A 22880-nucleotide genomic window follows, 5' to 3' on the forward strand; every position below is an offset into this window, starting at 1 on the left:
GAAAGCACCTCTGTTCCGGGGGTCGGGTCCCGGCTTCCAGCCCGGTGGGCCCTGCGGGGCTGCGCAGCAGTGGAGTGGGGCGGCCCGGCCCCGGCAAAGCGACTGACCCCCGTGGACGGTCGGGATTCATGCCCCGCTGGTGGGGGTGTGTGGGTGGTGGGGTGGCTGTGACTCATAAGGCGCTGATTGGGCCGGTCGGAGGAGGTGATGTGTCGTGGGGACGACTTAACCGAACTCAGGACGCATCACCTGCCTGAGGACCTCGGAATGGCCCGCCAAACTGGGACATAGGGGGTTGTTGCAGGTCCGTCCGCCCCAGTCGACAGGTGCACCCGTCAATGGACCGTCACCAGCGGGGCATGAGCCCCAGCTACCCACTCGCATCAGCTCGCTGAGCCGGTGCCGGGCCGCCCCACTCCACTCCCGCGCCCCCACCCACGACCCGAGGCCGGGAATGGACCCTCCGCACATGGGTGCTTCCCCGGGGCCCCTCCCCCGGGCCGCCCCCCACACACACAAAGCAGCATCTAAAAGCGGCATACGCCACCTATAACACCGCGCTGGGGAGCGAGCGCGTCCGGTCACCCCCGCGCTCGCCCGGCACGCCGAAGGGCGGTGAGCACCATGGCCCACCGCCCCTCGGTGTTGCGCGACGTCCGCTACCGCTACTTCAGGATCGTGATCCTGTCCGCCGCCGGCGGTGCCAGCGGCGCCTGCGCCGTGGAGTTCGCCGCCAGGTAGGCGTTGAAGAGGTCCAGGTCCGACGGGCCGACCAGCTTGTTCTTGCCCTGGCCCAGCACCGCGAAGCCGTCGCCGCCGCCGCCGAGGAACTCGTTCATCGCGACGCGGTACGTCTTCGCCGGGTCGATCGCCTCGCCGTTCAGCTTCACCGAGTCCGTGATGACCCGGGCCGCGCCCGTCTTCGTCATGTCCAGGGTGTAGGTGAAGCCCTTCGAGACCTGAAGGATCTTCGGAGACGCCTCGTTCGAGCCGCTGACCTGCTGCTGGAGCGCCGTGATCAGCTGGGCGCCGGTCAGGTCCACCGCGTTCATCATGTTGGTGAACGGCTGCACCGTGAAGGCCTCGCCGTACGTCACGACGCCGTCGCCCTCACTGCCCGACGCCTTGTGGACCAGGTCCGCCCTGATCCCGCCCGGGTTCATGAAGGCGATCTGCGCGCCGCCCTTGTCCGCCGGCGCCATGCCCGCGAGCTGCGCGTCCGCGATCACGTCACCGAGCGGCGACTCCGGGGTCGTCGCACCGCGGCCGTTGATGTCCGCGGAGATAAAGCCCTGCGGGGCGTTGGCGATCGGCGCGGCCAGCTTGTTCCAGCGCGTGATCAGGTCGGTCATGTCCTTGGCCTTGGCCTGGTCACGGCTGACGATGTGGTTGGCCGACTTCACGCTCGTCCGCACGATGTCGTTCGTACGGAGGTCGTAGGTGAGCGTGGTGTCCGTGTAGAGCTTGCCGAACGAGGAGGCGGACGTGACCAGCCGCGGGTTGCCGGACGGGTCCGGGATCGTGCACGCGTACGCCTGGTGCGTGTGGCCCGTCACCAGCGCGTCGACGCTCGGCGAGATGCCCTTGGCGATGTCGACGATCGGCCCGGAGATGCCGTCACCGGCGCCGGGGCTGTCGCAGTCGTAGTTGTACGCGGTGGACGCGGGCGCCCCGCCCTCGTGGATCAGCGCGACGATCGACTTGACGCCCTGCCGCTCCAGTTCCTTGGCGTACTTGTTGACCGTCTCGATCTCGTCGTGGAACTTGAGTCCCTTGACGCCCTCGGCGGTCACGATGTTCGGCGTGCCCTCCAGGGTCACTCCGATGAAGCCGACCTTGACGCCGTTCTTCTTCCAGACCGTGTACGGCTTGAGGACCGGCTTGCCGGTCTTCTCCGACGTCACATTGGCCGCGAGATACGGGAAGTCGGCGCCCTTGAACTTCTTCCCCTTCTCGTAGCAGCCCTCCGTCGGGTGGCAGCCACCGTTCTGGAGACGGGCCAGCTCGACGGCGCCCTCGTCGAACTCGTGGTTGCCGACGGTCGTCACATCGAGGTCGATCTTGTTGAGCGCCTCGATGGTGGGCTCGTCGTGGAAGAGGCCCGACAGCAGCGGGCTGGCGCCCACCATGTCGCCGCCGGCCGCGGTTATGGAGTACGCGTTGCCCTTGCGGGCGTTGCGCAGCGAGGTCGCGAGGTACTCGACACCACCGGCGGGGATCGCCTTGGTCGTACCGTCGGCCTGCTTCTCGGTGACGGTCCCGGCGGAGCCCGCGGGCGCCTCCAGGTTGCCGTGCAGGTCGTTGAAGGACAGCAGCTGTACGTCAACGGTCTTCGGCTTGTGGTTGCCGTGACCATGGCTGTTGCCGTGATCCGAGCCACGACCGGGCTCGGTCGCGGTGGCCGGCATCGCGGCGAACAGAGCGCCGACGGTGGCCAGACCTGCGGCAGCGGCGAGCACCCGCCGTGCCGCGCGGTTCTTGTGAGGTGTCGCTGACATGGATCCCCTTGGTGAATTCAGCGTGAGGGTGGTGAAGAAAGTCGGAAGTTTCACGAAGACTGCGAGCGGCAGCCTAGAGTCAACGCGCGTAGCACGACAGGGGGTGCCGGGTTACGAGCTGGTTGCCTTTACGGGTGCGGCAGCTGTCGCGGCCGGGTCTATACCACGTCCCGGTCGGGGGCCGTACCACCTCCAGGTCGGGGGGCCGTACCACCTCCGGGTCGGGGGCCATACCACGTCCCGCCGCGCCCCGGCCGTACCCTCGACCCATGACTGACGCAGTAGCCCGCGAGCCCGGCCGGCAGATCCAGACCCTCGACGCGCTCACCCCCGAGCAGGCCGAGGACGTACTCGCCCTGCTGGCGGAGGCCGCCGACTCGGACGGAGTGCAGGCCGTCTCCGAGCAGGGCCGGCTCCAGTTGCGCGGCGGACACCGCGAGGGGGTACGGCACTTCCTGCTCACCGTCGACGGTGAACTCGTCGGCTACGGACAGCTGGAGGATACCGACCCCATCGAGGCCCCGGCCGCCGAGCTGGTCGTACGCCCCGGGCTCCGTGGCCGCGGCCACGGCCGGGCGCTGGGTGCGGCGCTGCTGGGCGCGTCCGGCAAGCGGCTGCGGGTGTGGGCACACGGCGGCAGGTCGGCGGCCCGGCATCTGGCCCAGGTGCTCGGGCTGACCCTCTTCCGTGAACTGCGGCAGCTGCGGCGGCCACTGGTCCCGCCCGCGATCCCCGAGCCCGCGCTGCCCGCCGGGGTCACGGTCCGTACGTTCGTGCCCGGCCAGGACGACGCGGCGTGGCTCGCGGTCAACGCCGCCGCCTTCGCCCACCACCCCGAGCAGGGCGCGCTGGTCCAGCGGGATCTGGACGACCGTATCGCCGAGCCGTGGTTCGACCCGAAGGGCTTCTTCCTGGCCGAGCGCGACGGCGAGCTGATCGGTTTCCACTGGACCAAGGTGCACGCCGAGGAGCAGCTCGGCGAGGTGTACGTCCTCGGCATCAGGCCGGACACCCAGGGCGGCGGCCTCGGCAAGGCGCTCACCGCGATCGGGCTGCGGCATCTGGCGGCGCAGGGGCTGCCCACGGCGATGCTCTACGTGGACGCCGACAACACGGCGGCGCTGACGGTGTACGAGCGACTCGGCTTCAGCACGCACGAGGTGGATCTGATGTACCGCACGGAGTCCTGAACCCGGGGACCTCGAAATCCACGGACCTCGAATCCACGGGCCCCGAACCCGCGGGCCCCGAACCCGCGGACAAGGGGATTGAGGGGCGGTGTCCTTGACGCCGCCCCTCTCTTACGGCACCCTTTCACTACTTCCCTAGTGAAAGGGTGGTTGCGGGTGATCGAATACCGCATCGACCGGCGCAGCGGGGTGGCCACCTACCTCCAGATCGTCCAGCAGACCAAACAGGCCCTGCGCCTGGGCCTGCTGGAGCCCGGGGACAAGCTGCCCACCGCACGTGAGGTGGTGGCGGCCACCGCCATCAACCCCAACACCGTGCTCAAGGCCTACCGCGAGCTGGAGCGCGAGGGGCTGGCCGAAGGGCGGCGCGGGCTGGGCACGTTCGTACGGGGCACCCTCGGCCGGGGCTCCGCCGACAGCGCGCTGCGGACGGAGCTGGCCGCCTGGACGGACCGCGCCCGCGCCTCGGGGCTCGACAAGGACGACGTGACCGCGCTCTTCACGTCCGTGGTCGAGGACCGGTTCGAAGAGCGCTTCGAAGAACGCTCCACACACGACACACACGGCACACGCACCACACGCACCACGCGCACCGAGCGCATCAAGGGGGATGACGCATGACTGTGGCGGCGATCGAGGCGACCGGCCTCGGCAAACGCTTCGCGGGAGTGGGGCGGCGCGAGCGCTGGGCGCTGCGCGACTGCTCCTTCCGGATACCCGCCGGGCGCGTCTGCGCCCTCGTCGGCCCCAACGGCGCCGGCAAATCGACCCTGCTCGCCCACGCGGCCGGGCTGCTCGCGCCCACCGAGGGGACCGTACGCGTCCTGGGCACGGCACCGGCCGACGCCCGCGCGCGTCTCGCGTACGTCGCCCAGGACAAGCCGCTGTACCCGCAGTTGACGGTGGGGGAGACGCTGCGCATGGGCCGCGAGCTGAACCCCGAGCGCTGGGACGCGGCGACCGCCGAGCGGATCATCGAGGGCGGCGGCCCCGGGAGCGCGCTCGACCACGGCGAGCGGGTCCGGTCGCTCTCCGGCGGACAGCGCACCCGCGTCGCGCTCGCCCTCGCGCTCGGCAAGCGCCCCGAACTGCTGCTGCTGGACGAGCCGATGGCGGATCTCGACCCGCTGGCGCGCCATCAGCTGATGGGCGCTCTGATGGCCGACGCGGAGGAACACGGCACCACCGTCGTGATCTCCTCGCACATCCTCACCGAACTGGCCGACGCCTGTGACTATCTGCTGCTCGTGGACGGCGGCCGGGTGCGGCTCGGGGGCGAGGTGGAGGACATCGTCAACGCGCACCTGCTGGTCAGCGGAGCGGCACGCGATCTGTCCGACCTCGCGCCGCACACGGTCGTCGAGTCCCGTACGGCGGGGCGCGGAGGTACGGCGCTGATCCGGCCGGAAGGACCGCTGGACAGTAACTGGCAGACGGCCGAACCCGCCCTGGAGGAGCTGTTGTTGGCACATCTGCGCTCTCCGGACGCGCCCGTCCTGCTCACGCCGAGCGCAGAGCCGCCGCAGGGCGACGGCGACGGAAACGGCGGACGCGACCGTACGGCGGTGGCGGCATGAGCGCACCGACCCTGCGCGGCCCGGTCTGGGTCGCCGTACACCAGCACCGCCGGGTTCTCTGGGCGGGGAGCGCACTCCTCGTACTGACCGCCCTGATCCTGCTCTACCAGCGGTACTCCGCGACAAGTTCGGTGAGCGACTTCGCCGGCACGGGCTGCTCCGTGGCGGCCCCCACGGCGAACTGCGACAGCACCGTCCGAGGCTTCCTCGACGCCCAGTACGCGTTCCACCAGTGGCTCAGCAACACGGGCGTCGTGCTGTTCGCACTCCCCGGCGTCGTCGGCGCCTTCGTGGCGGGGCCGTTGATCGGCAGGGAGCTGGAATCCGGGACGTACAAGCTGGCCTGGACCCAGTCCGTCTCCCCGGCCCGCTGGCTCATGACGAAGCTCGCGGTTCCGGTGGTGTGGACGGTCGTCGGCGCCGCGGCGCTGGTGATCCTCTACCGCTGGTCCAGGTTCCAGGGGCCCGAAGGCGTGTACACCGTCGAGTGGTACGACAGGCTCGGCTTCGCCGGGATCGGCCCGCTGCCCGTCGCGTACGGCCTGCTCGGCATCGCGCTCGGCGCCCTCGCCGGGCTGCTGGTGCGCCGTACGCTCCTCGCGATGTCCGTCACCGTGCTCGCCGTGGGAGGGGCCATGCTCGCCATGATCACGTGGGTGCGCCCGTATCTGTGGCCCGCGGAGACCGTCACGGCGGGCAGCTGGCACCTCCCCGACCTGGGCTGGACCCTCCGGCATGGCGTCCTGCTCGCCTCCGGCGAACGGCTCGACCGTGTGGACTGTGTGGACCGGACGGCGTCCCCGTGCGAAAAGCTCCCCGAGGGGGCCGCCTACTTCGTCGATCACCACCCCGCCTCCCACCTCTGGCCCCTCCAGTTCATGGAGACCGGGATCGTCCTGGTCCTGGCCGCGGCGGTCGTCTTCGCGGCCTTCCGGGTGCTGCGCCGCAGCCACGCCTGACACCGGGACCGGGACCGGGCGGCGGTTTCGGCCCCCACCCGGAGCCCGCCGTCTCACACACGGCTACGGTGGGGCTCCCCAGAGGCAGTGCGCGGCCCCGGGGAGCCCCGTCCCGCTTCCCTTCACGTCATGTCGCCGTTACCAGCCATTCAGACGCTCTTGCGACCCTCACTGAATGCAGCCCGCTGTGCCCCCCACGCCGAACGGCAGGACCAACGGCAGGATCCACCTCGCCCCTGCCCTCTCCGACGCGCCCGTCGTGCCCTCGGCGCGGAACAATAGGGACATGAGCCAGCAGCCCGCCGAGGTACCGGTCCAGCACCCCCAGCCGTCCGTCGGCTTCATAGCCGCCCACCGGCCCCACACCGTGGCCGCGACCAGCTCCGACCTCGAACCCGATCTCGACGCCGATCTGGACGACTACGAGGAGGAGAGCGGCCCCGAAGGCACGGATCTGCCCCAGGGCAGGTTCCTCGACCGCGAGCGCAGCTGGCTCGCGTTCAACGAACGGGTCCTGGAGCTCGCGGAGGACCCCACCACGCCACTCCTCGAACGGGCTAATTTCCTCGCCATCTTCGCGTCCAACCTGGACGAGTTCTTCATGGTCAGGGTGGCCGGCCTGAAGCGGCGTATCGCGACCGGTGTCGCCACCCGCTCCGCCTCCGGCCTCCAGCCGCGCGAGGTACTCGATCTGATCTGGACCCGCTCGCGCGAACTCATGGCCCGGCACGCCGCCTGCTACCAGCAGGATGTCGCCCCGGCCCTGGCCGACGAGGGCATACACATCATCCGCTGGCCCGAGCTGACCGAGAAGGAGCAGGCGCGGCTCGTCACGCTCTTCCGCCAGCAGATCTTCCCGGTCCTCACGCCCCTCGCCGTGGACCCGGCGCACCCCTTCCCGTACATCTCCGGCCTCTCCCTCAACCTGGCCGTCACCGTACGCAACCCGGTGAGCGGCCACCGTCACTTCGCGCGGGTCAAGGTGCCCCCGCTGCTCTCCCGCTTCCTGGAGGCGTCCCCCTCGCGGTACGTACCGCTGGAGGATGTGATCGCCGCCCAGCTGGAGGAGCTGTTCCCGGGGATGGAGGTGCTGGCGCACCACATGTTCCGGGTCACGCGCAACGAGGACCTGGAGGTGGAGGAGGACGACGCCGAGAACCTCCTCAAGGCGCTGGAGAAGGAGCTCATGCGGCGCCGCTTCGGCCCGCCGGTCCGGCTGGAGGTCGAGGAGGACATCGCGCCCGAGGTCCTCGACCGGCTGGTGCGCGAGCTGAAGGTGACCGACGCGGAGGTCTATCCGCTGCCGGGGCCGCTGGATCTCACCGCGCTCTTCGGGATCTCGTCGCTGGACCGGCCGGAGCTGAAGTACCCGAAGTTCATAGCGGGTACGAACCGCCAGCTCGCCGAGGTGGAGTCCGCCTCCGCGCCCGACATCTTCGCGGCCCTGCGCAACCGCGATGTGCTGCTGCACCACCCGTACGACTCGTTCTCGACCTCCGTCCAGGCCTTCCTGGAGCAGGCGGCGGCCGACCCGGACGTCCTGGCCATCAAGCAGACGCTGTACCGGACGTCCGGCGACTCCCCGATCGTGGACGCGCTGATAGACGCCGCCGAGTCCGGCAAGCAGGTCCTCGTCCTCGTCGAGATCAAGGCCCGCTTCGACGAGCAGGCCAACATCAAGTGGGCGCGCAAGCTGGAGGAGGCCGGCTGCCATGTGGTCTACGGCCTGGTCGGGCTGAAGACGCACTGCAAGCTCTCGCTGGTGGTACGGCAGGAGGGCGAGTCCCTGCGCCGCTACAGCCATGTCGGCACCGGCAACTACCACCCGAAGACGGCGCGGCTGTACGAGGACCTCGGGCTGCTCACCGCGGACCCGCGCGTCGGCGCGGATCTGTCCGACCTGTTCAACCGGCTGTCCGGCTACTCGCGCCGGGAGACCTACCGGCGGCTGCTGGTCGCCCCGAAGTCCCTGCGTGACGGGCTCATCTCCCGGATCAACAAGGAAATAGCGCACCACCGCGACGGCCGTCCCGCCTCGGTCCGTATCAAGGTCAACTCGATGGTCGACGAAGCGGTCATCGACGCCTGTTACCGGGCCTCCCAGGCCGGGGTGCCGGTGGACATCTGGGTCCGCGGGATCTGTGCCGTACGCCCCGGGGTCGCCGGTCTCTCCGAGAACATCCGGGTCCGCTCGATCCTCGGCCGCTTCCTGGAACACTCCCGGATCTTCGCCTTCGGCAACGGCGGGGAGCCCGAGGTCTGGATCGGCAGCGCCGACATGATGCACCGCAATCTCGACCGTCGTATCGAAGCTCTCGTCCGGATCACCGATCCGGCCCACCGCGCGGCGATAACCCGGCTGATGGAGACCGGGATGTCCGACACCACGTCCTCCTGGCATCTCGGCGCGGACGGCAACTGGACCCGGCATTCCACGGATGCGGAGGGCCAGCCGCTGCGGAACGTTCAGGAAATGCTCATAGACGCCCGGAGGCGCCGGCGTGCAGCACCATGAAGTGGACACCGACCGGCTTACCGCGTCCGGCCCCGGCGGGCTGACCGCGGGCGAGGTCCTGGCCGGATATCTGCATTCCCACGCCGGCGACTTCCTGCGCGGCCTGCGGCTGTACGGGGAGAGCGGCGCGGACACGGCGGCGGCCGAGTCGGCCGCCCTGGCACTGCGGGGCGCGGCGCGCCGGATCGGGGGCGGTCTGCATACGTTCCGGCCACTGCTCGACCCCGGCTGGGCCGACCAGCTCCGTACGGAACTGGGCTGGCTGTCCGGCACCCTGGCCCAGGAGTACGCCTGTACGGCCCGGCTGCACCGGCTGGTGGGGGCGCTGGCCAGGCTCTCGGGCGCGGCACCCGTGTCCGTGGGCGCGCAGGCCCCGTCGCTCGGTTCCGTACCCGGCGCGCGTGCGGAGGCCGCCGGGCCGCCGCCCGGGACGCTCACCGTCGGCGCGTCCCGCGCGGGCGCGCTGCTGGAGCGGCAGCTGACCCTGGCCAGGACCCGCGCGCACTCGGCGGCGCTCCAGGCGCTCGGCTCGTCCCGCTTCCACGCGGTGGCGGACGCGGTGGCCGTACTGGCGTCCGAGGTACCGCTGTCATCGCTCGCCGGCGCCCCGGCCATCGAGGTGCTCGCCGGTCCGGGCGACACCACCGAGCGACAGCTGCTGGACGCCGTCGCGGCCCTCCCGCTGGCGCGGGCGGCCCATCCGTACAACGCGGAGGCGCTGGTCCACGGCCTCGCGACCGCGTCGGACGGCGAGGCGCAGGACGCCCCCTGGCACCAGGTACGGCAGTTGCTGCGCCTGCACCGGTACGCCCAGGAGGTGTGGTGCCCCGGCGGCGCCCCCGACCCGGTACTGCTGGGCGCGGGCCAGGCACTGGACCGGCACCGCGACGCCGCCGAGGCGGCAGCGGCGGCGGCGAACGCGGCGCGCACCCCGCGGATCGCGCCGACGACGGCGTACGCCCTGGGCGTGCTGCACGCGGACCAGCGCCATGAGGTGGAGGCGGCGCGCTTCGCGTTCCAGCAGGTGTGGCAGAAGGCGGCGGTGGCCCGGTGACGGCGCCGCCGGGCCCGGGACCGGGGCCGGAGGCGCGCGGGCGGGGAATCGTCCGCGCGGGCGGCTGCGTGCTCTGGCGCCGCTCGCCGCACGGGGACGGCGGCACCGAGATCTGCCTGGTGCACCGGCCGAAGTACGACGACTGGTCCCACCCCAAGGGCAAGCTCAAGCGGGCGGAGGACACCTTGGCCGGGGCCCTGCGCGAGGTCCTGGAGGAAACCGGCCACCACTGCGTACCGGGAACCCGGCTCGGTACGGTGCGCTATCTGGCACAGGGGCGCCCCAAAGAGGTCACCTACTGGGCGGCCGAGGCGACGGACGGGACGTTCGTCCCCAACGACGAGGTCGACCGCGTGGCATGGCTGACCCCGCCGGCGGCCCGCGACCGCCTGACGCAACCCCGCGACCGGCTGCTGGTGGACGCGCTCCTGAACGCACTGCACGCGACGTAACGCCTGTCGGCCGGCAGCGGGCGGGGCCACCGGCCCAGGCGGTTGGGGTCCTGCGGATCACGTCGAGTACTCCGCCTCGGTCACAGCGGCCTGCCTTACGACCAGGGCGAGTTCGTCCGCGTCCAGGGCCGCGAGGTACTTCACGAGCGCGTCGCGCGTCTCGTGCACGCGCTCGGCCAGCGCCGCACCCTTGATGTCGCGGGGCAGAATGATCCGACGGAACGCAGGCTCCTCTATCGCACCCGCGATCAGCTTCTCGGCCAGCCACACCGGGGTGCGCTCCCAGATGGCGAACGTCAGGTGGACGCTGTCCGCGTCGATGTCCGCCACATACGGGTTGTGAACCCAGCCCCTCGGCAACAGAAGCGATTGCCCTGCGTGGAGATCGAACTCGGCGTCCGGGCCGGCGGCCTCCCAGTCCGGGATGTAGTTCTCGCGCCACACCCGCCAGGATTCGTTGAACTCCCTCATCGGCGCTTCCACTTCCGGGCGCCACAGTTGCCACCGCTTGACGCCCGCCGTCTGCACGATCACCGCCATCTGCTGATCCCAGTGGTGGCGAAGCCCCTGATTTCCCGGCGGCGTCAGAAACGCATGGACGTAGTTCGAATATCCCGTCTCCTCCTGGATGGCCCGCGAGACCCTCGCCATGAAGGGAATGACCCTCTGGAGGTTGCCGAGCCGGACGGTATATCCGTTGCGATAGAGCCTTCGAAGCCTGTCCGGATCGGTGCGGCCATTGGTCATGAAAGCGTCGCGGTTGAGGGACGGGCCCGGGGCCTTCACCACCGCGATTTCGGCCGCCGGCATACATCCGGTGGCGATGTAGTCGTTGAGGAACGCCGAGGTGACAGTGCGGTCGAGTTCCGTGGTGTCGCGCTGGTACACGCGTGGCTCGCCCGGCCAAGAGTTCAAGAGGTCGGCTACACCGGTCTCCGGGAGCAGAATGCTGAGCGACATGGCGTCCTTTCCCGCCCGCTGAGCGGTCAGAGAAGCGGCAGCGGGCAGAGAATCCGAGGGAAAAAGCGATGAGGGCAGCACACGACTGAGAACGACACCAGATTCGAGGACTTGGTGTAGTGGACCCAGACGGCATCACTGCCCCGTCTGAGCGCGTCCTCCGCGTAGCCGGCCTTCGTATCCAAGTCGATGTACGCCCGCTTGGTGTCCTCACGCTCGACGGGCAGGTTGGCTCTGTAGGTCTTCTTCAACCAGCTCACGGCGTCGGCGAGATCCGTCCATGTGCGGTCCGCCGAAGTCTGGCTTCGGCGCATCAGCCAGTGACCGGTCTGCATCGGCGGCATCGTAGAGGCGAGGAACGCTCGGGTCCGCTCGTCGTTGGGGTGTGCCCCCGGGCGGCGCAGTCCCTCCTGCCCGTAGGTGTCCCTGCTGCCGGTCCAAGGGCCGTATCCATGCCAGTGTCCTGACCAGCTCATCCGTGCCTTTCCTGGGTGCTGCGGGCCGTACCCGGCAGACCGGGCGCAGCCCGCCTCATGCGGTGTGCGAGCTGAGGAAGAAGCCGGTTCAGAGCACGAGTCCCTGCTTCCTGACCCACCCAACGGCGAAGTCGTTGAGTTCCTTCTCGGTGAAGCGGAGCTCCCGGCCGACGCCCTCGGGCTTGCTGTCGTGAAGAACGTACGAAGGCGTCGCACCCGGAATCGCACCGATTTCGACGCACGACTCATGCTCGCCACCCAGATTGCCTCCGCAGAAGTTCTCGAACTCCGCGCCTTCGGCAGGGAGGCTGTAGATGGTGTTGAGGGGCTCGGTCTCGGCTTTTTCCACAGATGCCACAGTGATCACCTCGCGCTACATAACGCATACTGACGTTGGGTAGAGCATCGGCTGACGGCGCTGTGTGCCTCAATAAACTTCTACGGACTTGCGCGGATTCACCCGAGCGCGTCGCTTGCGGCAGTGATCAGCTTGCGGGCGTTCGCCCCGTAAACCGCGATACTGGACAGCTCTTTGAACGTACGTACATACTCGGCGACTTCACGCGGCTGCGTCACCGTCAGGTTCGCCGACACCAGTTCCACCGATGCTTGTACGTCATCGAAGAGGGAAAAGGACTCGGTCGGCCACGCATCCCCCCGCTCGGTCCCCATGGGGATGACACCGAGACTCACGGACGGTTGAGATGCCACCGCGATGAGATGGGCAAGTTGGCCGCTCATGATGCGGGCATCGCCGATCACCGTGCGGAGAACCCATTCCTCCACGAGCATGGCGAATCGCTGATGGCCTGAGCGCAGGATGCGTTGGCGTTCCATACGCACCGCGACAGCGGCGTCGACGTCATCCGGAGCGTCCCGCAGGGCAACCACCGTATTGAGTACGGCACGGGTGTATTCGGGGGTTTGCAGGAGACCGGGAACTACCCATGACTGGTAGAAACGGAAGCGCCGGGTTCTCTCGAAGAGGGGCAGCACGGACTGCTGCACCTGCCTCAGGCCGCCCCTCTCCAGGCGCCTCCACTCGACGTACATGCCTTCGATGCCACGGACCGTGGCAATGAGGTCAGCGGTCTGGTCCTCCGCGTCGCACAGCCTGGTCCATTTGCGGATGTCGGCATCGGAGGGCGGTGTCCTGCCGTTTTCGATGCGCGAGGTTTTGGACTCGTGCCACCCGGCAGCCGCCGCCAAAGCGCGGGCCGTCATGCCGGAGTCCTTCCGGATCTCCCGCAGGCGCGATCCGAGGGCTTCCCTGGCGTGCTGGACGCTCGATGACGGCGACGACGGGGCCACAGGAGAAGTGTGCCTGTTTCACTCGTGGCTCAGGACGGCCTGTACTCCTCGTGCGGCACTGCCCGTTCCCACACCGCCTCGAAGGCCGCCGAACAGAGCCGAGCGACGGCAGGATCAGCCGTGCGCTCCTCGTCCCCTTCCGGGGACAACTCTCCTTCTCCGGTGAAATGAAGAAACACGACCAGGCTGTCGTCGAATAGCCAGAAATCGTTGCCGGGAAGGGCCAGATCTGAAGCCCGGCGGCGGGGAAGCCAACGGACCTGCTCGCCACCGGCGGCGTTGCCGGCCGTCAGATGGTGTTCGAACCGGATGTAGTCGCTGATCGGCTCGGAGATGATCCGTGCCCGGCGAACCGCTACTCCGCGGCCGGTGATCTCACGCATCAGCTCCATCCACGGACGCTGATCCGGATCGCTGTCGGCGGAGACACTGTGCCTGTCCCGCTGCCAGGCGACGAAGCGCGGATCCGACCGCATGTAGCCGTCCCGCATCTCCAGGTGTACCGCCGACCGCTCGGCCAGCCGGAACAGCTCGTCAAACGTGGGATCCGCCACCGCTGACCTCCGGGAAAAACGTGACCATGTACGTGGGGATCTCGACAACCGTCTCGTGGTCGGGCAGATCCATCTGGGACAATCGCCCCTCGTCAAGTACCTTCAAGCCCTGAACCAGGTACTTGTCCGCCACGTCGTCGTAGTACACGGTCGCGGACTTGCCCTCGGGAGAGTTCGGGTCCTTGCCGAGCGTGTGCAGAGCCATGACGACCTCCAGCTTCGCGGCTAATGATCTCTGTGTCTCAGCTTGCGGCGAACTCGCCTGAGAAGACAGGAACTTGCATGAACTTGCGCAGATTCACCGACTTGACATAGTTGCCCGCCGGGTCAGACCGGGGACAAGACACTGGCCTCCGACGGACGGCGACCGGGGCCCGGCAAGGACCGCAAGCAACAGGCGTCATACTCGGACCGGCGCCGACCGTCCTGTACGCGTGAATCACACGGGCGCGCCCCGGCGGCCCGATCCGACCCTGATGACGGTCGGCGGGCAGAACAGCGCGCCCCTCGCGCCACGGAGCGCGCTCGTACCGCGTGCGCACCGCCGCTAGACCCGGCAGGGTGACACTCACGCACGTCAGAACCACACCGCCCCGTGAGGTTCACCTTCCGTTCACTCGCCCCCGTTGGCGGCTTCACCTGATCTGCCTAATTTCGGCCTTACACGGTGACGGTCAAAGCGCCGCACCGGCCACCCCGACGCACGCCGCCGTACAAAGGCTCAGACCGGCGGCTCCTGGAAGGAAACACCCGAAGTGAAGCTTCAGCGCAAGAACGGGCTGCGCGCCACCGCGCTCGGTGCCCTCGCCGTCTCCGGCGCCCTGGTTCTCACGGCGTGCGGTTCGGACGACAACGCTCCCGAGGGCACCAGCACCAAGTCCTCCGCCGCCACGAGCGCGGTGTGCAAGGACGCCAAGGGCAAGCTGCTCGCGTCCGGCTCCAGCGCTCAGAAGAACGCCATGGACCTCTGGGTCAAGAACTACATGGCCACCTGCACCGGCGTAGAGGTCAACTACCAGTCCTCCTCCTCCGGCGAGGGCATCGTCGCGTTCAACCAGGGCACGGTCGGCTTCGCCGGCTCCGACTCGGCGCTGAAGCCCGAGGAGGTCGCCGACTCGAAGAAGATCTGCACCGGTGGCCAGGGCATCAACCTGCCGATGGTCGGCGGACCGATCGCGATCGGTTACAAGCTGAAGGGTGTGGACAACCTCGTCCTCGACGCCCCCACGCTCGCCAAGATCTTCGACAGCAAGATCAAGAACTGGGACGACGAGGCCATCAAGGCCCTCAACCCCGACGCCAAGCTTCCGAGCGAGCCGATCCAGGCCTTCCACCGCTCCGAGGACTCCGGCACCACGCAGAACCTGGGCAAGTACCTGGCCGCCGCGGCCCCGTCGGACTGGAAGTACGAGGCCGAGAAGAAGTGGCCCGCCCCCGGCGGCCAGTCGGCGTCCGGCTCCTCCGGTATCGCCAGCCAGGTAGCCACGGTCGAGGGCGCCATCGGTTACTTCGAGCTCTCCTACGCCACCTCGCAGAAGATCTCGACGGTCACGGTCGACACGGGCGCCAGCGCCCCGGTCGAGGCCACCTCCGAGAACGCCTCCAAGGCCATCGCCGCCGCCAAGATCAAGGGCACCGGCAAGGACCTGGCGCTCGACCTCGACTACGCCACCAAGGCCGACGGCGCCTACCCGATCGTCCTCGTGACGTACGAGATCGCCTGCGACAAGGGCAACAAGCCCGACACCCTGGCCACGGTCAAGTCCTTCCTGTCCTACACGGCCAGCGCCGACGGTCAGAAGCTGCTCACCGAGGCCGGCTACGCGCCGATCCCGGCCGAGATCAACGCCAAGGTCCGCGAGACGGTCGACTCCCTGTCGTAATGCCGCCACCGGCGATGTTCTGCCCGACGGGGCGGACATCGCCGGTACAGGCCCTGGGCCCGACCGCTGTCCCACCCGCCGCAGGCCCGGCGGGTGAGCCGCTCAGCGGATGACGGCAGCCGGCCCGGACCAACCCTCCGGGCCGGCTTCCGTCCACCCCATCCGGTGCACCGCCGCCAGGGGAGCCATCACTCCCCCACACAGACCGGAAAGATCATGGCTTCCACCACATCAATAGACACCCCACCACCCCCGCAGTCCGCGCCGCCGTCGGCGAGCACCTCCACCGGACGCGCGGGCGACAAGATCTTCTCGGGCCTCTCCAAGGGCTCGGGCATTCTGCTGCTCGTCATCATGGCGTCGATCGCGGTCTTCCTGAGCTACCGCGCCGCCATCGCGATCTCGAAGGACGAGGGCAACTTCCTCACCACCTTCGACTGGAACGCCTCCGCGGACCCGCCGGTCTTCGGTATCGCGGTCCTCCTCGTCGGCACGATCGTCAGCTCCACCGTCGCGATGATCATCGCGGTCCCGGTCGCCGTCGGTATCGCGCTCTTCATCTCGCACTACGCGCCGCGCCGCCTGGCCGCGCCCATCGCGTACGTGGTGGACCTGCTGGCCGCGGTTCCGTCGATCATCTACGGCATCTGGGGCGCCATCGTCCTCGTGCCGTACCTCGGCGGCCTCAACTCCTGGCTCGACCAGTACTTCGCCTGGACGTACATCTTCGACCAGACCCAGCCCGGTGTGGCCCGCAATATGCTCACCGTCGGCATCCTGCTGGCGATCATGATCCTGCCGATCGTGACCAGCGTCAGCCGGGAGGTCTTCCTCCAGGTCCCGCGGATGAACGAGGAGGCGGCGCTCGCCCTGGGCGCCACCCGCTGGGAAGTCATCCGGCTCTCGGTCCTGCCCTTCGGACGCTCCGGTGTCATCTCCGCGGCGATGCTGGGACTCGGCCGTGCGCTCGGCGAGACGATGGCCGTCGCCACGGTCCTCTCGCCGAACTATCTGATCTCGCTCCATCTGCTCGACCCGGGCGGCGGCACGTTCGCCCAGAACATCGCGGCGAAGTTCGGTGAGGCCAACGCGTTCGGGCGGGACGCCCTGATCGCCTCCGGTCTTGTGCTCTTCGTCCTGACCCTGCTGGTGAACGGCGGGGCCCGGCTGATCATCGCGCGCCGCAAGGAATACTCGGGGGCCAACGCATGAGCCACGCAGCTGTACAGGACACGCAGACCCCCGTTCCGCCGTCGGGCGGGCAGCAGAGCCTCAGCCAGCGCAGCCTGCCCCGGTGGGCACCGGCCGGCTTCGCCCTTCTCGGCATTCTCATCGGCGTGGGCATCGGCGCCGCCGCCGGTCTCGACAGCAAGGTCCAGTGGGGCCTGATCGCCGTCATCGCCTTCGTCGTCATCTCGTACGTCGTCACCACGGCGGTCGAGAACCAGCGCCAGGCCAGGGACCGCCTGGCCACCAGCGTCGTCTGGGTGTGCTTCGTCCTCGCCGTCATCCCGCTGTTCTCGCTGCTGTGGACCACCATCAGCCGCGGGGTCGAGGTCCTCGACCCGTACTTCCTGACCCACTCCATGGCCGGTATCCCCAGCTCGCAGGTGGGCGGCGGCCTCTACCACGCGCTCGTCGGCACCCTGCAGCAGGTCGGGATCGCCACGCTGATCTCCACGCCGATCGGCCTGCTGACCGCCGTCTATCTGGTCGAGTACGGCAAGGGCGCGCTGGCCAGGGCCGTGACGTTCTTCGTGGACGTCATGACCGGCATCCCGTCCATCGTCGCGGGTCTGTTCATCCTGTCGCTCATGCTGATGTTCAACCTCGGGCCGTCCGGTCTGATGGGCTCGCTCGCCCTGTCGATCCTGATGATCCCGGTCGTGGTGCGCTCCACCGAGGAGATGCTCAAGCTCGTACCGAACGAGCTGCGCGAGGCGTCACTCGCGCTCGGCGTACCGAAGTGGCGCACGATCCTCAAGGTGGTCCTGCCGACCGCGATCGGCGGTATCACCACCGGTGTGATGCTCGCGATCGCGCGTATCGCCGGTGAGACGGCGCCGATCCTGCTCCTGGTCTTCGGCAGCAACCTGATCAACACGAACCCCTTCTCGGATCCGCAGTCGTCGCTGCCGCTCTACATCTTCCAGCAGTACAAGGACGGTGAGGTGGCTTCGATCGACCGTGCCTGGGCCGCGGCCCTGGTGCTGATCGCGTTCGTCATGATCCTCAACCTGGTGGCGCGCGGTATCGCACGCTGGAAGGCCCCGAAGACCGGCCGCTGAGGCCCGATATCCGGCTCCGCCGCGCGGGGCCACGAAAGAAGCAGTGATTGACATGGCCAAGCGAATCGACGTCAGCGGTCTGACCGCCTACTACGGCTCCCACCGGGCCATCGACGACATCTCGATGACCGTCGAGCCCCGCTCCGTGACGGCCTTCATCGGCCCGTCCGGCTGCGGCAAGTCCACCTTCCTGCGCACCCTCAACCGGATGCACGAGGTCACCCCCGGCGGCCGGGTCGAGGGCAAGGTGCTGTTGGACGACGAGAACCTGTACGGACCGAATGTCGACCCGGTCGCGGTGCGCCGTACCGTCGGCATGGTCTTCCAGCGCCCGAACCCGTTCCCGACGATGTCGATCTTCGACAACGTCGCGGCGGGCCTGCGGCTGAACGGCAAGGTCCGCAAGAGCGAGCTGGCCGAGGTCGTGGAGAGGTCCCTCAAGGGCGCCAACCTCTGGAACGAGGTCAAGGACCGCCTGAACAAGCCCGGTTCCGGCCTCTCCGGCGGCCAGCAGCAGCGTCTGTGCATCGCCCGCGCGATCGCGGTCGAGCCGGACGTCCTGCTGATGGACGAGCCGTGCTCCGCCCTCGACCCGATCTCCACCCTCGCCATCGAGGACCTGATCGGGGAGCTGAAGGAGCGCTTCACGATCGTCATCGTGACGCACAACATGCAGCAGGCCGCGCGTGTCTCGGACCGTACGGCGTTCTTCAACCTGGCCGCCGTCGGCCAGCCCGGCAAGCTCATCGAGATAGACGAGACCGAGCGGATCTTCGCCAATCCGTCCGTGCAGGCGACGGAGGACTACATCTCCGGCCGCTTCGGATAGGCGCCAGCCGTCCTGCGGTGCTGCATGGCGGTGCCACCGCACGGCGAAGGGCCCGCCCCCTCTCCCAGGGGGGCGGGCCCGCTTTTTCGTTCGGTGCGAGACGCTTGTACGGCGCGGCTCAGCCGAAGGCCAGGTGCACGATCCAACGGCATCCCCCGGGGACAACCCCCGGACCCCCGGCCGGGAAGCGCATCGCGCCCGTCAGCCGAAAGCCAGGTTCACGATCCAGAAGCTCACGGCGGCGACGAGAGCCGCCGCCGGCATCGTGATGAACCAGCCGAGAACGATGTTCTTGGCGACCCCCCAGCGGACCGCGTTGACCCGCTTCGTCGCCCCCGCGCCCATGATCGCCGAGGTGATGACATGCGTCGTGGAGATCGGCGCGTGGAACAGGAACGCCGAGCCGAACATGATCGACGCACCCGTCGTCTCCGCCGCGAACCCCTGCGGCGGGTCCAGCTCGATGATCTTCCGGCCGAGCGTCCGCATGATGCGCCAGCCGCCCGCGTACGTACCGAGGGACAGCATCAGCGCGCAGACGATCTTCACCCAGACCGGGATCGTGTCACCGGATTCCTCGACATCGGCGATGACCAGGGCCATCACCACGATCCCCATCGTCTTCTGCGCGTCCTGCAGACCGTGCCCGAGCGCCATACCCGCCGCCGAGACGGTCTGGGCTATACGGAAGCCGCGCTTGGCCTTGTGCGGGTTGGACCTGCGGAACATCCACATGATCGCGACCATCACCAGATATCCGGCGACCAGACCGACGACCGGGGAGACGAACATCGGGATGACGATCTTCTCCAGCACCCCGGACCAGATGACATCGGTCCCGCCGGCCAGCGCCGCGCCCACCATGCCGCCGAACAGCGCGTGGGAGGACGAGGAGGGAAGCCCGAAGTACCAGGTGACCAGGTTCCAGACGATCGCGCCGACCAGCGCGGCGAAGAGGATGCCCATCCCCCGCGATCCGTGCGGGGTGGCGATCAGGCCCTCGCTGACGGTCTTGGCGACCCCCTGGCCGAGGAACGCGCCCGCGAGGTTCATCACCGCGGCCATCGCCAGCGCCGCACGCGGGGTCAGTGCCCGGGTGGAGACCGAGGTGGCGATGGCGTTGGCCGAGTCGTGAAAGCCGTTGGTGTAGGTGAAACCGAGCGCGACACCGACGGTCACGATCAGCGCAAAGGTGTCCACGTGGTTCAGGACTCCTTGACCGCGATGGTCTCCACCGTGTTCGCGACGTGCTCGAACGCGTCGGCGGCCTCTTCGAGCACGTCGACGATCTGCTTGAGCTTGAGCACCTCCATCGCGTCGTACTTGCCGTTGAAGAGATGGGCCAGCAGCTTGCGGTGGATCTGGTCCGCCTGGTTCTCCAGCCGGTTGACCTCGATCCAGTACTCGGTGAGGTTGTTCATCGTCCGCAAATGCGGCATGGCCTCGGCCGTCAGCTCGGCGGCCCGGGCCAGCACCTCGATCTGCTGCTCGACACCCTTGGGGAGCTCTTCGATGTTGTAGAGGACGACCAGGTCGACGGCCTCCTCCATGAAGTCCATGATGTCGTCGAGCTGGGACGCGAGGCTGTAGATGTCCTCACGGTCGAACGGCGTGATGAAGGAGGAGTTGAGCTGATGGAAGATCGCGTGAGTGGCGTCGTCGCCCGCGTGCTCCGCCGCCCTCATCCGCTCCGCGATCTCGGCCCTGGCGGAGGAATCCGCCCCGAGGAGTTCCATCAGGAGCTTGGAGCCCGTGACGATGTTGTCCGCGGACGCGGCGAACATGTCATAGAAGCTCGTCTCCCTGGGGGTCAGACGAAATCGCACCTGGGGTCCTCGGGTTACATGGGATTCGGTCAGGGGTGATGGTAGGCGCAACATCCGGCCACGGCTAACCCCGGCAAGTTCCAGTGTCACTCATGGTGGCAGGGCCGAGAGCACAGCCCCCTGCCCCAGAACCCGGAGACGGGTAACATATACCCAGGTAGGGTATACACCCCTTTTCGGACAGCACCATCGGTATCAGCTGACAGCACAACGGGAGGACGCGATGACGACCACTGAGGCGGCCGGCGCGGCGATGAGCGACGCGCCCTCCACCGGCGCGACGGGCACCACGGACACCGTCACCACCGACCACGACCGCGGGGTGCACGGCTACCACAAACAGAAGGACGAGCACCTCAAGCGGCTGCGCAGGATCGAGGGCCAGATCCGCGGCCTCCAGCGGCTGGTGGACGAGGACGTCTACTGCATCGACATACTCACCCAGGTCTCCGCCTCGACGAAGGCGCTCCAGTCCTTCGCGCTCCAACTCCTCGAAGAGCATCTGCGCCACTGCGTGGCCGACGCCGCGGTCAAGGGCGGGGAGGAGATCGACGCGAAGGTGGAGGAAGCGACCAAGGCCATCGCGCGGCTGCTCCGTACCTGACGCACCTCGCGACCTGACGTACCTCGCGCACCTGACCTACCGCGCGTACCTCGCGTACCTGATGCGCCGGCCGCACCTGTGACGTATCCGACACACCGTATGTACGTGACGTACGTGACATGCCTGACGCCGAGCACCCCCGGCACCGGGACCGCCCCGCCGCCGGGGGACCCCACCGCCGGGGGGCGGCGGCCCCGGCTGTCACTCGCCGCAGGAGTCTCTCCGCCGCGGCCCCCGGGACGGTCCTGGATGGCGTGGGGCGGCGGGCCGTTCGGCCCTCACGTTCAGCACCTCGTCGATACGGTCCGGGCTGAGCCGTTCCCCGTCCGCGGCCGACGCCGCGATCATCAACTCCCCGCACCACTCGATCTCGGCGAGGGCCACGTGGTCCTGGACGTTCGGCGTGCGCAACAGAGCCACGTGCATTCACCTCTTCCTGCCGGTGTCGACTTCCTAGCGTAGGGAGCGTGATACACACCGCGCATGGCACGTCTGGACCATTTCCGCCTTGGTCCTCTGTGGTTACGGCTTGATTTGATCTTGCCGCGCGGGCCATGAAGCCTTTGCGTTCCGCAATCCGCGGCCCCGGGCAGCCACTCGCCCCGGGCCCGATCCCGGGTTCGATCCCGGGCCCGACTCCGGGCTCAACCCGGGCCCGGCTCAGGCTCGGCTCAGGCTCGGCTCAGGACTTGATCTCGCCGGCGAAGATGTCGCCGGGCGGGGGCAGCGTGACGGCGACCCGCTCCCCGAACGCGTACAGCAGGGTCGTCGAGGCGACCGCGACCGTACGCCCCTGGTTGACATAGCTGAACCGGTGTCTGACCTTGCGCAGCCGCCCCGCCTCGTCCAGATACGCGTCGAACGGCACCGCGTCCTCGCCGAACCCCTTCGCCGCCGCGCCCAGCGCCCCGCGCGCGTACGACGACGCCGCCTTCGCGGCCCGCCCGATGTGGGTGACACCCTTGTAGTGCCATACACGGACGCCGGCGAGATCCTGCTCGTCGACAAAGGTCACATTCCCGGCGGCACGCAGCAGTTCGGCGGCGGTCAGCGGGTCCGTCGCCCCGCCCGTGACCAGATTCCCGTCCTCCAGCGTGGTCGAGTCGACCCTGACCCACTTGTCCGGGGGCACCCCGGCCCCGCGGTTCTTCATGTACAGCGCGCCGGGCGAGAGCAGTTCGGTGATCGGCCGGTGATCGCTCGCGCCCACGGGCTCCTTGGGCAGTACGACCCGGAGGCGCCCCATCCGCTTGCCGAAGTCATAGCCGCCCTCGCCGCGGATGGTCACGCGCGTCCCGCCGGCCGCCATCTCCATGGACGTACTGGCCTTCGAACTGCCCGACGCGAGCAGCGCGTCGGCCGCCCTCCGCACGGCCGCGGGGTCGCTGCCCGGCCGCTCGTCGGCCACGGCTCCACCGCTCCCGGAACAGCCGGCGGTCGTGGCCACGACCCCCGCCATGGTCACGACGGCGAACGCCACGCCCCTGCGTCTGTGCTGCTGCACCACCATCGCCTGCCAACCCCCAACGCCTGACCGCCGCTTGTCCGAAGCCCACCCGTTCCGGATAACGACGCCCGGCGTTCCTCGTCACGCCGGTGCCGGTTACGGGACGCGGACGCCCCGGTACCGTGGAGATGTGTGCGAGCAAGACGTCTCCGATCCCCCCACCGCCGCCTCATCTCCGGCCTCCCCCAAGGCCTCTTCCCCCTCCGTCCCGCCACCTCACGAGACCACGACCGTCGAGCGCGGCTCGTTCTGCACGGCGCGCTGCACCTGCGGCTGGTTCGGCCATGCCCGCAGATCGCGTGACCTCGCCCGTACCGACGCCGCGGCCCACGCCACGACCCACGACGCAACGACCCATGACGCCGCGCAGTCGACGAAGAACTGAGGCGGAGACCGT

24 protein-coding genes are annotated in these 22880 nt (G+C 68.9%); 13 read left to right on the forward strand and 11 right to left on the reverse strand.

Features of this window, described 5'->3' with window-relative positions; translation table 11 throughout:
* Window positions 1-665 precede the first annotated feature (665 nt).
* A complete protein-coding gene (locus tag AB0M67_RS21965; RefSeq protein ID WP_365747800.1) occupies window positions 666-2498 on the reverse strand; it encodes a bifunctional metallophosphatase/5'-nucleotidase in 1833 nt (610 codons plus the stop codon).
* A 269-nt stretch (window positions 2499-2767) separates the two neighbouring features.
* On the opposite strand from AB0M67_RS21965, the gene mshD reads away from it, so the two are divergent.
* The 7 genes from mshD to AB0M67_RS22000 all read left to right on the forward strand — a co-directional run bounded on the left by mshD (window position 2768) and on the right by AB0M67_RS22000 (window position 10245).
* Window positions 2768-3688 (forward strand): mycothiol synthase, encoded by a 921-nt coding sequence (mshD, locus tag AB0M67_RS21970; protein WP_365747802.1) that lies wholly within the window; start codon window positions 2768-2770, stop codon window positions 3686-3688.
* Between the two features lie 156 nt (window positions 3689-3844).
* Window positions 3845-4309 carry a GntR family transcriptional regulator gene (locus AB0M67_RS21975; RefSeq protein ID WP_365747804.1) on the forward strand — a complete coding sequence of 155 codons (465 nt, stop codon included), beginning with the start codon at window positions 3845-3847 and terminating at the stop codon, window positions 4307-4309.
* Entirely contained in the window at window positions 4306-5265 is a 960-nt protein-coding gene (locus AB0M67_RS21980; protein WP_365747806.1) for an ABC transporter ATP-binding protein, read from the forward strand. Before AB0M67_RS21975 ends, AB0M67_RS21980 begins: the two co-directional genes overlap by 4 nt.
* The gene (locus tag AB0M67_RS21985) at window positions 5262-6224 is read left to right on the forward strand and encodes an ABC transporter permease (protein ID WP_365747808.1); all 963 of its coding nucleotides are present in this window, start codon (window positions 5262-5264) and stop codon (window positions 6222-6224) included. Before AB0M67_RS21980 ends, AB0M67_RS21985 begins: the two co-directional genes overlap by 4 nt.
* A gap of 286 nt (window positions 6225-6510) precedes the next feature.
* Entirely contained in the window at window positions 6511-8739 is a 2229-nt protein-coding gene (locus AB0M67_RS21990; protein ID WP_365747810.1) for an RNA degradosome polyphosphate kinase, read from the forward strand.
* 1 nt (window position 8740) lies between these two features.
* Window positions 8741-9793, forward strand: a complete 1053-nt coding sequence (locus AB0M67_RS21995) for a CHAD domain-containing protein (protein WP_365747884.1) — start codon at window positions 8741-8743, stop codon at window positions 9791-9793.
* A complete protein-coding gene (locus AB0M67_RS22000; protein ID WP_365747812.1) occupies window positions 9790-10245 on the forward strand; it encodes an NUDIX hydrolase in 456 nt (151 codons plus the stop codon). Before AB0M67_RS21995 ends, AB0M67_RS22000 begins: the two co-directional genes overlap by 4 nt.
* A 57-nt stretch (window positions 10246-10302) precedes the next feature.
* Here AB0M67_RS22000 and AB0M67_RS22005 read toward each other — a convergent pair whose 3' ends face one another.
* The 6 genes from AB0M67_RS22005 to AB0M67_RS22030 all read right to left on the reverse strand — a co-directional run bounded on the left by AB0M67_RS22005 (window position 10303) and on the right by AB0M67_RS22030 (window position 13751).
* On the reverse strand, window positions 10303-11205 hold the full coding sequence (locus tag AB0M67_RS22005; RefSeq protein ID WP_365747814.1) for a cupin domain-containing protein: 903 nt from the start codon (window positions 11203-11205) through the stop codon (window positions 10303-10305).
* Between the two features lie 26 nt (window positions 11206-11231).
* Window positions 11232-11540 (reverse strand): hypothetical protein, encoded by a 309-nt coding sequence (locus AB0M67_RS22010; protein ID WP_365747816.1) that lies wholly within the window; start codon window positions 11538-11540, stop codon window positions 11232-11234.
* Between the two features lie 229 nt (window positions 11541-11769).
* Window positions 11770-12039 (reverse strand): DUF397 domain-containing protein, encoded by a 270-nt coding sequence (locus AB0M67_RS22015; RefSeq protein ID WP_365747818.1) that lies wholly within the window; start codon window positions 12037-12039, stop codon window positions 11770-11772.
* 98 nt (window positions 12040-12137) lie between these two features.
* Window positions 12138-12992, reverse strand: coding sequence for a helix-turn-helix transcriptional regulator (locus AB0M67_RS22020; protein WP_365747820.1), 855 nt, complete (start codon window positions 12990-12992; stop codon window positions 12138-12140).
* 29 nt (window positions 12993-13021) lie between these two features.
* On the reverse strand, window positions 13022-13483 hold the full coding sequence (locus tag AB0M67_RS22025) for a DUF6879 family protein (RefSeq protein WP_365747886.1): 462 nt from the start codon (window positions 13481-13483) through the stop codon (window positions 13022-13024).
* Window positions 13484-13526: 43 nt separating this feature from the next.
* Entirely contained in the window at window positions 13527-13751 is a 225-nt protein-coding gene (locus AB0M67_RS22030; protein WP_365747822.1) for a hypothetical protein, read from the reverse strand.
* Window positions 13752-14301: 550 nt separating this feature from the next.
* Between AB0M67_RS22030 and pstS the strand changes: the two genes are divergently transcribed.
* The 4 genes from pstS to pstB all read left to right on the forward strand — a co-directional run bounded on the left by pstS (window position 14302) and on the right by pstB (window position 18546).
* Window positions 14302-15429, forward strand: coding sequence for a phosphate ABC transporter substrate-binding protein PstS (gene pstS, locus AB0M67_RS22035; RefSeq protein ID WP_365747823.1), 1128 nt, complete (start codon window positions 14302-14304; stop codon window positions 15427-15429).
* A 216-nt stretch (window positions 15430-15645) separates the two neighbouring features.
* Window positions 15646-16641, forward strand: a complete 996-nt coding sequence (gene pstC, locus AB0M67_RS22040; RefSeq protein WP_365747825.1) for a phosphate ABC transporter permease subunit PstC — start codon at window positions 15646-15648, stop codon at window positions 16639-16641.
* A complete protein-coding gene (gene pstA, locus AB0M67_RS22045; protein ID WP_365747827.1) occupies window positions 16638-17717 on the forward strand; it encodes a phosphate ABC transporter permease PstA in 1080 nt (359 codons plus the stop codon). Before pstC ends, pstA begins: the two co-directional genes overlap by 4 nt.
* Before the next feature lie 52 nt (window positions 17718-17769).
* Window positions 17770-18546 (forward strand): phosphate ABC transporter ATP-binding protein PstB, encoded by a 777-nt coding sequence (gene pstB / locus AB0M67_RS22050; protein WP_249954241.1) that lies wholly within the window; start codon window positions 17770-17772, stop codon window positions 18544-18546.
* 201 nt (window positions 18547-18747) lie between these two features.
* On the opposite strand, the gene AB0M67_RS22055 is transcribed toward pstB, so the two are convergent.
* Window positions 18748-19746, reverse strand: a complete 999-nt coding sequence (locus tag AB0M67_RS22055) for an inorganic phosphate transporter (protein ID WP_365747829.1) — start codon at window positions 19744-19746, stop codon at window positions 18748-18750.
* 5 nt (window positions 19747-19751) lie between these two features.
* Window positions 19752-20372: a DUF47 family protein gene (locus AB0M67_RS22060; protein WP_129767944.1), complete on the reverse strand. Its 621-nt coding sequence runs from the start codon at window positions 20370-20372 to the stop codon at window positions 19752-19754.
* Window positions 20373-20595: 223 nt separating this feature from the next.
* Between AB0M67_RS22060 and AB0M67_RS22065 the strand changes: the two genes are divergently transcribed.
* The gene (locus tag AB0M67_RS22065) at window positions 20596-20976 is read left to right on the forward strand and encodes a metal-sensitive transcriptional regulator (RefSeq protein ID WP_365747831.1); all 381 of its coding nucleotides are present in this window, start codon (window positions 20596-20598) and stop codon (window positions 20974-20976) included.
* A gap of 201 nt (window positions 20977-21177) precedes the next feature.
* Here the strand turns inward: AB0M67_RS22065 and AB0M67_RS22070 are convergent, their stop codons facing one another.
* Window positions 21178-21402 carry a hypothetical protein gene (locus AB0M67_RS22070; protein WP_365747833.1) on the reverse strand — a complete coding sequence of 75 codons (225 nt, stop codon included), beginning with the start codon at window positions 21400-21402 and terminating at the stop codon, window positions 21178-21180.
* 256 nt (window positions 21403-21658) lie between these two features.
* Window positions 21659-22486, reverse strand: coding sequence for a hypothetical protein (locus AB0M67_RS22075; RefSeq protein ID WP_365747835.1), 828 nt, complete (start codon window positions 22484-22486; stop codon window positions 21659-21661).
* 127 nt (window positions 22487-22613) lie between these two features.
* On the opposite strand from AB0M67_RS22075, the gene AB0M67_RS22080 reads away from it, so the two are divergent.
* Entirely contained in the window at window positions 22614-22868 is a 255-nt protein-coding gene (locus AB0M67_RS22080) for a hypothetical protein (protein WP_365747837.1), read from the forward strand.
* The last annotated feature ends 12 nt before the right edge of the window (window positions 22869-22880 follow it).

It is taken from the genome of Streptomyces sp. NPDC051662, assembly GCF_040681655.1.
GTDB lineage: Bacteria > Actinomycetota > Actinomycetes > Streptomycetales > Streptomycetaceae > Streptomyces.

Coding starts and splice junctions, on each gene's coding strand:
- AB0M67_RS22010 (WP_365747816.1), bottom strand. CDS start 11,540: ATGCAGACCGGTCACTGGCTGATGCGCCGAAGCCAGACTTCGGCGGAC.
- AB0M67_RS21985 (WP_365747808.1), top strand. CDS start 5,262: ATGAGCGCACCGACCCTGCGCGGCCCGGTCTGGGTCGCCGTACACCAG.
- mshD (WP_365747802.1), top strand. CDS start 2,768: ATGACTGACGCAGTAGCCCGCGAGCCCGGCCGGCAGATCCAGACCCTC.
- AB0M67_RS22065 (WP_365747831.1), top strand. CDS start 20,596: ATGACGACCACTGAGGCGGCCGGCGCGGCGATGAGCGACGCGCCCTCC.
- AB0M67_RS21980 (WP_365747806.1), top strand. CDS start 4,306: ATGACTGTGGCGGCGATCGAGGCGACCGGCCTCGGCAAACGCTTCGCG.
- pstC (WP_365747825.1), top strand. CDS start 15,646: ATGGCTTCCACCACATCAATAGACACCCCACCACCCCCGCAGTCCGCG.
- AB0M67_RS22025 (WP_365747886.1), bottom strand. CDS start 13,483: ATGCGGGACGGCTACATGCGGTCGGATCCGCGCTTCGTCGCCTGGCAG.
- AB0M67_RS22070 (WP_365747833.1), bottom strand. CDS start 21,402: ATGCACGTGGCTCTGTTGCGCACGCCGAACGTCCAGGACCACGTGGCC.
- AB0M67_RS22075 (WP_365747835.1), bottom strand. CDS start 22,486: ATGGTGGTGCAGCAGCACAGACGCAGGGGCGTGGCGTTCGCCGTCGTG.
- pstB (WP_249954241.1), top strand. CDS start 17,770: ATGGCCAAGCGAATCGACGTCAGCGGTCTGACCGCCTACTACGGCTCC.
- pstA (WP_365747827.1), top strand. CDS start 16,638: ATGAGCCACGCAGCTGTACAGGACACGCAGACCCCCGTTCCGCCGTCG.
- AB0M67_RS21965 (WP_365747800.1), bottom strand. CDS start 2,498: ATGTCAGCGACACCTCACAAGAACCGCGCGGCACGGCGGGTGCTCGCC.
- AB0M67_RS22005 (WP_365747814.1), bottom strand. CDS start 11,205: ATGTCGCTCAGCATTCTGCTCCCGGAGACCGGTGTAGCCGACCTCTTG.
- AB0M67_RS21990 (WP_365747810.1), top strand. CDS start 6,511: ATGAGCCAGCAGCCCGCCGAGGTACCGGTCCAGCACCCCCAGCCGTCC.
- AB0M67_RS22030 (WP_365747822.1), bottom strand. CDS start 13,751: ATGGCTCTGCACACGCTCGGCAAGGACCCGAACTCTCCCGAGGGCAAG.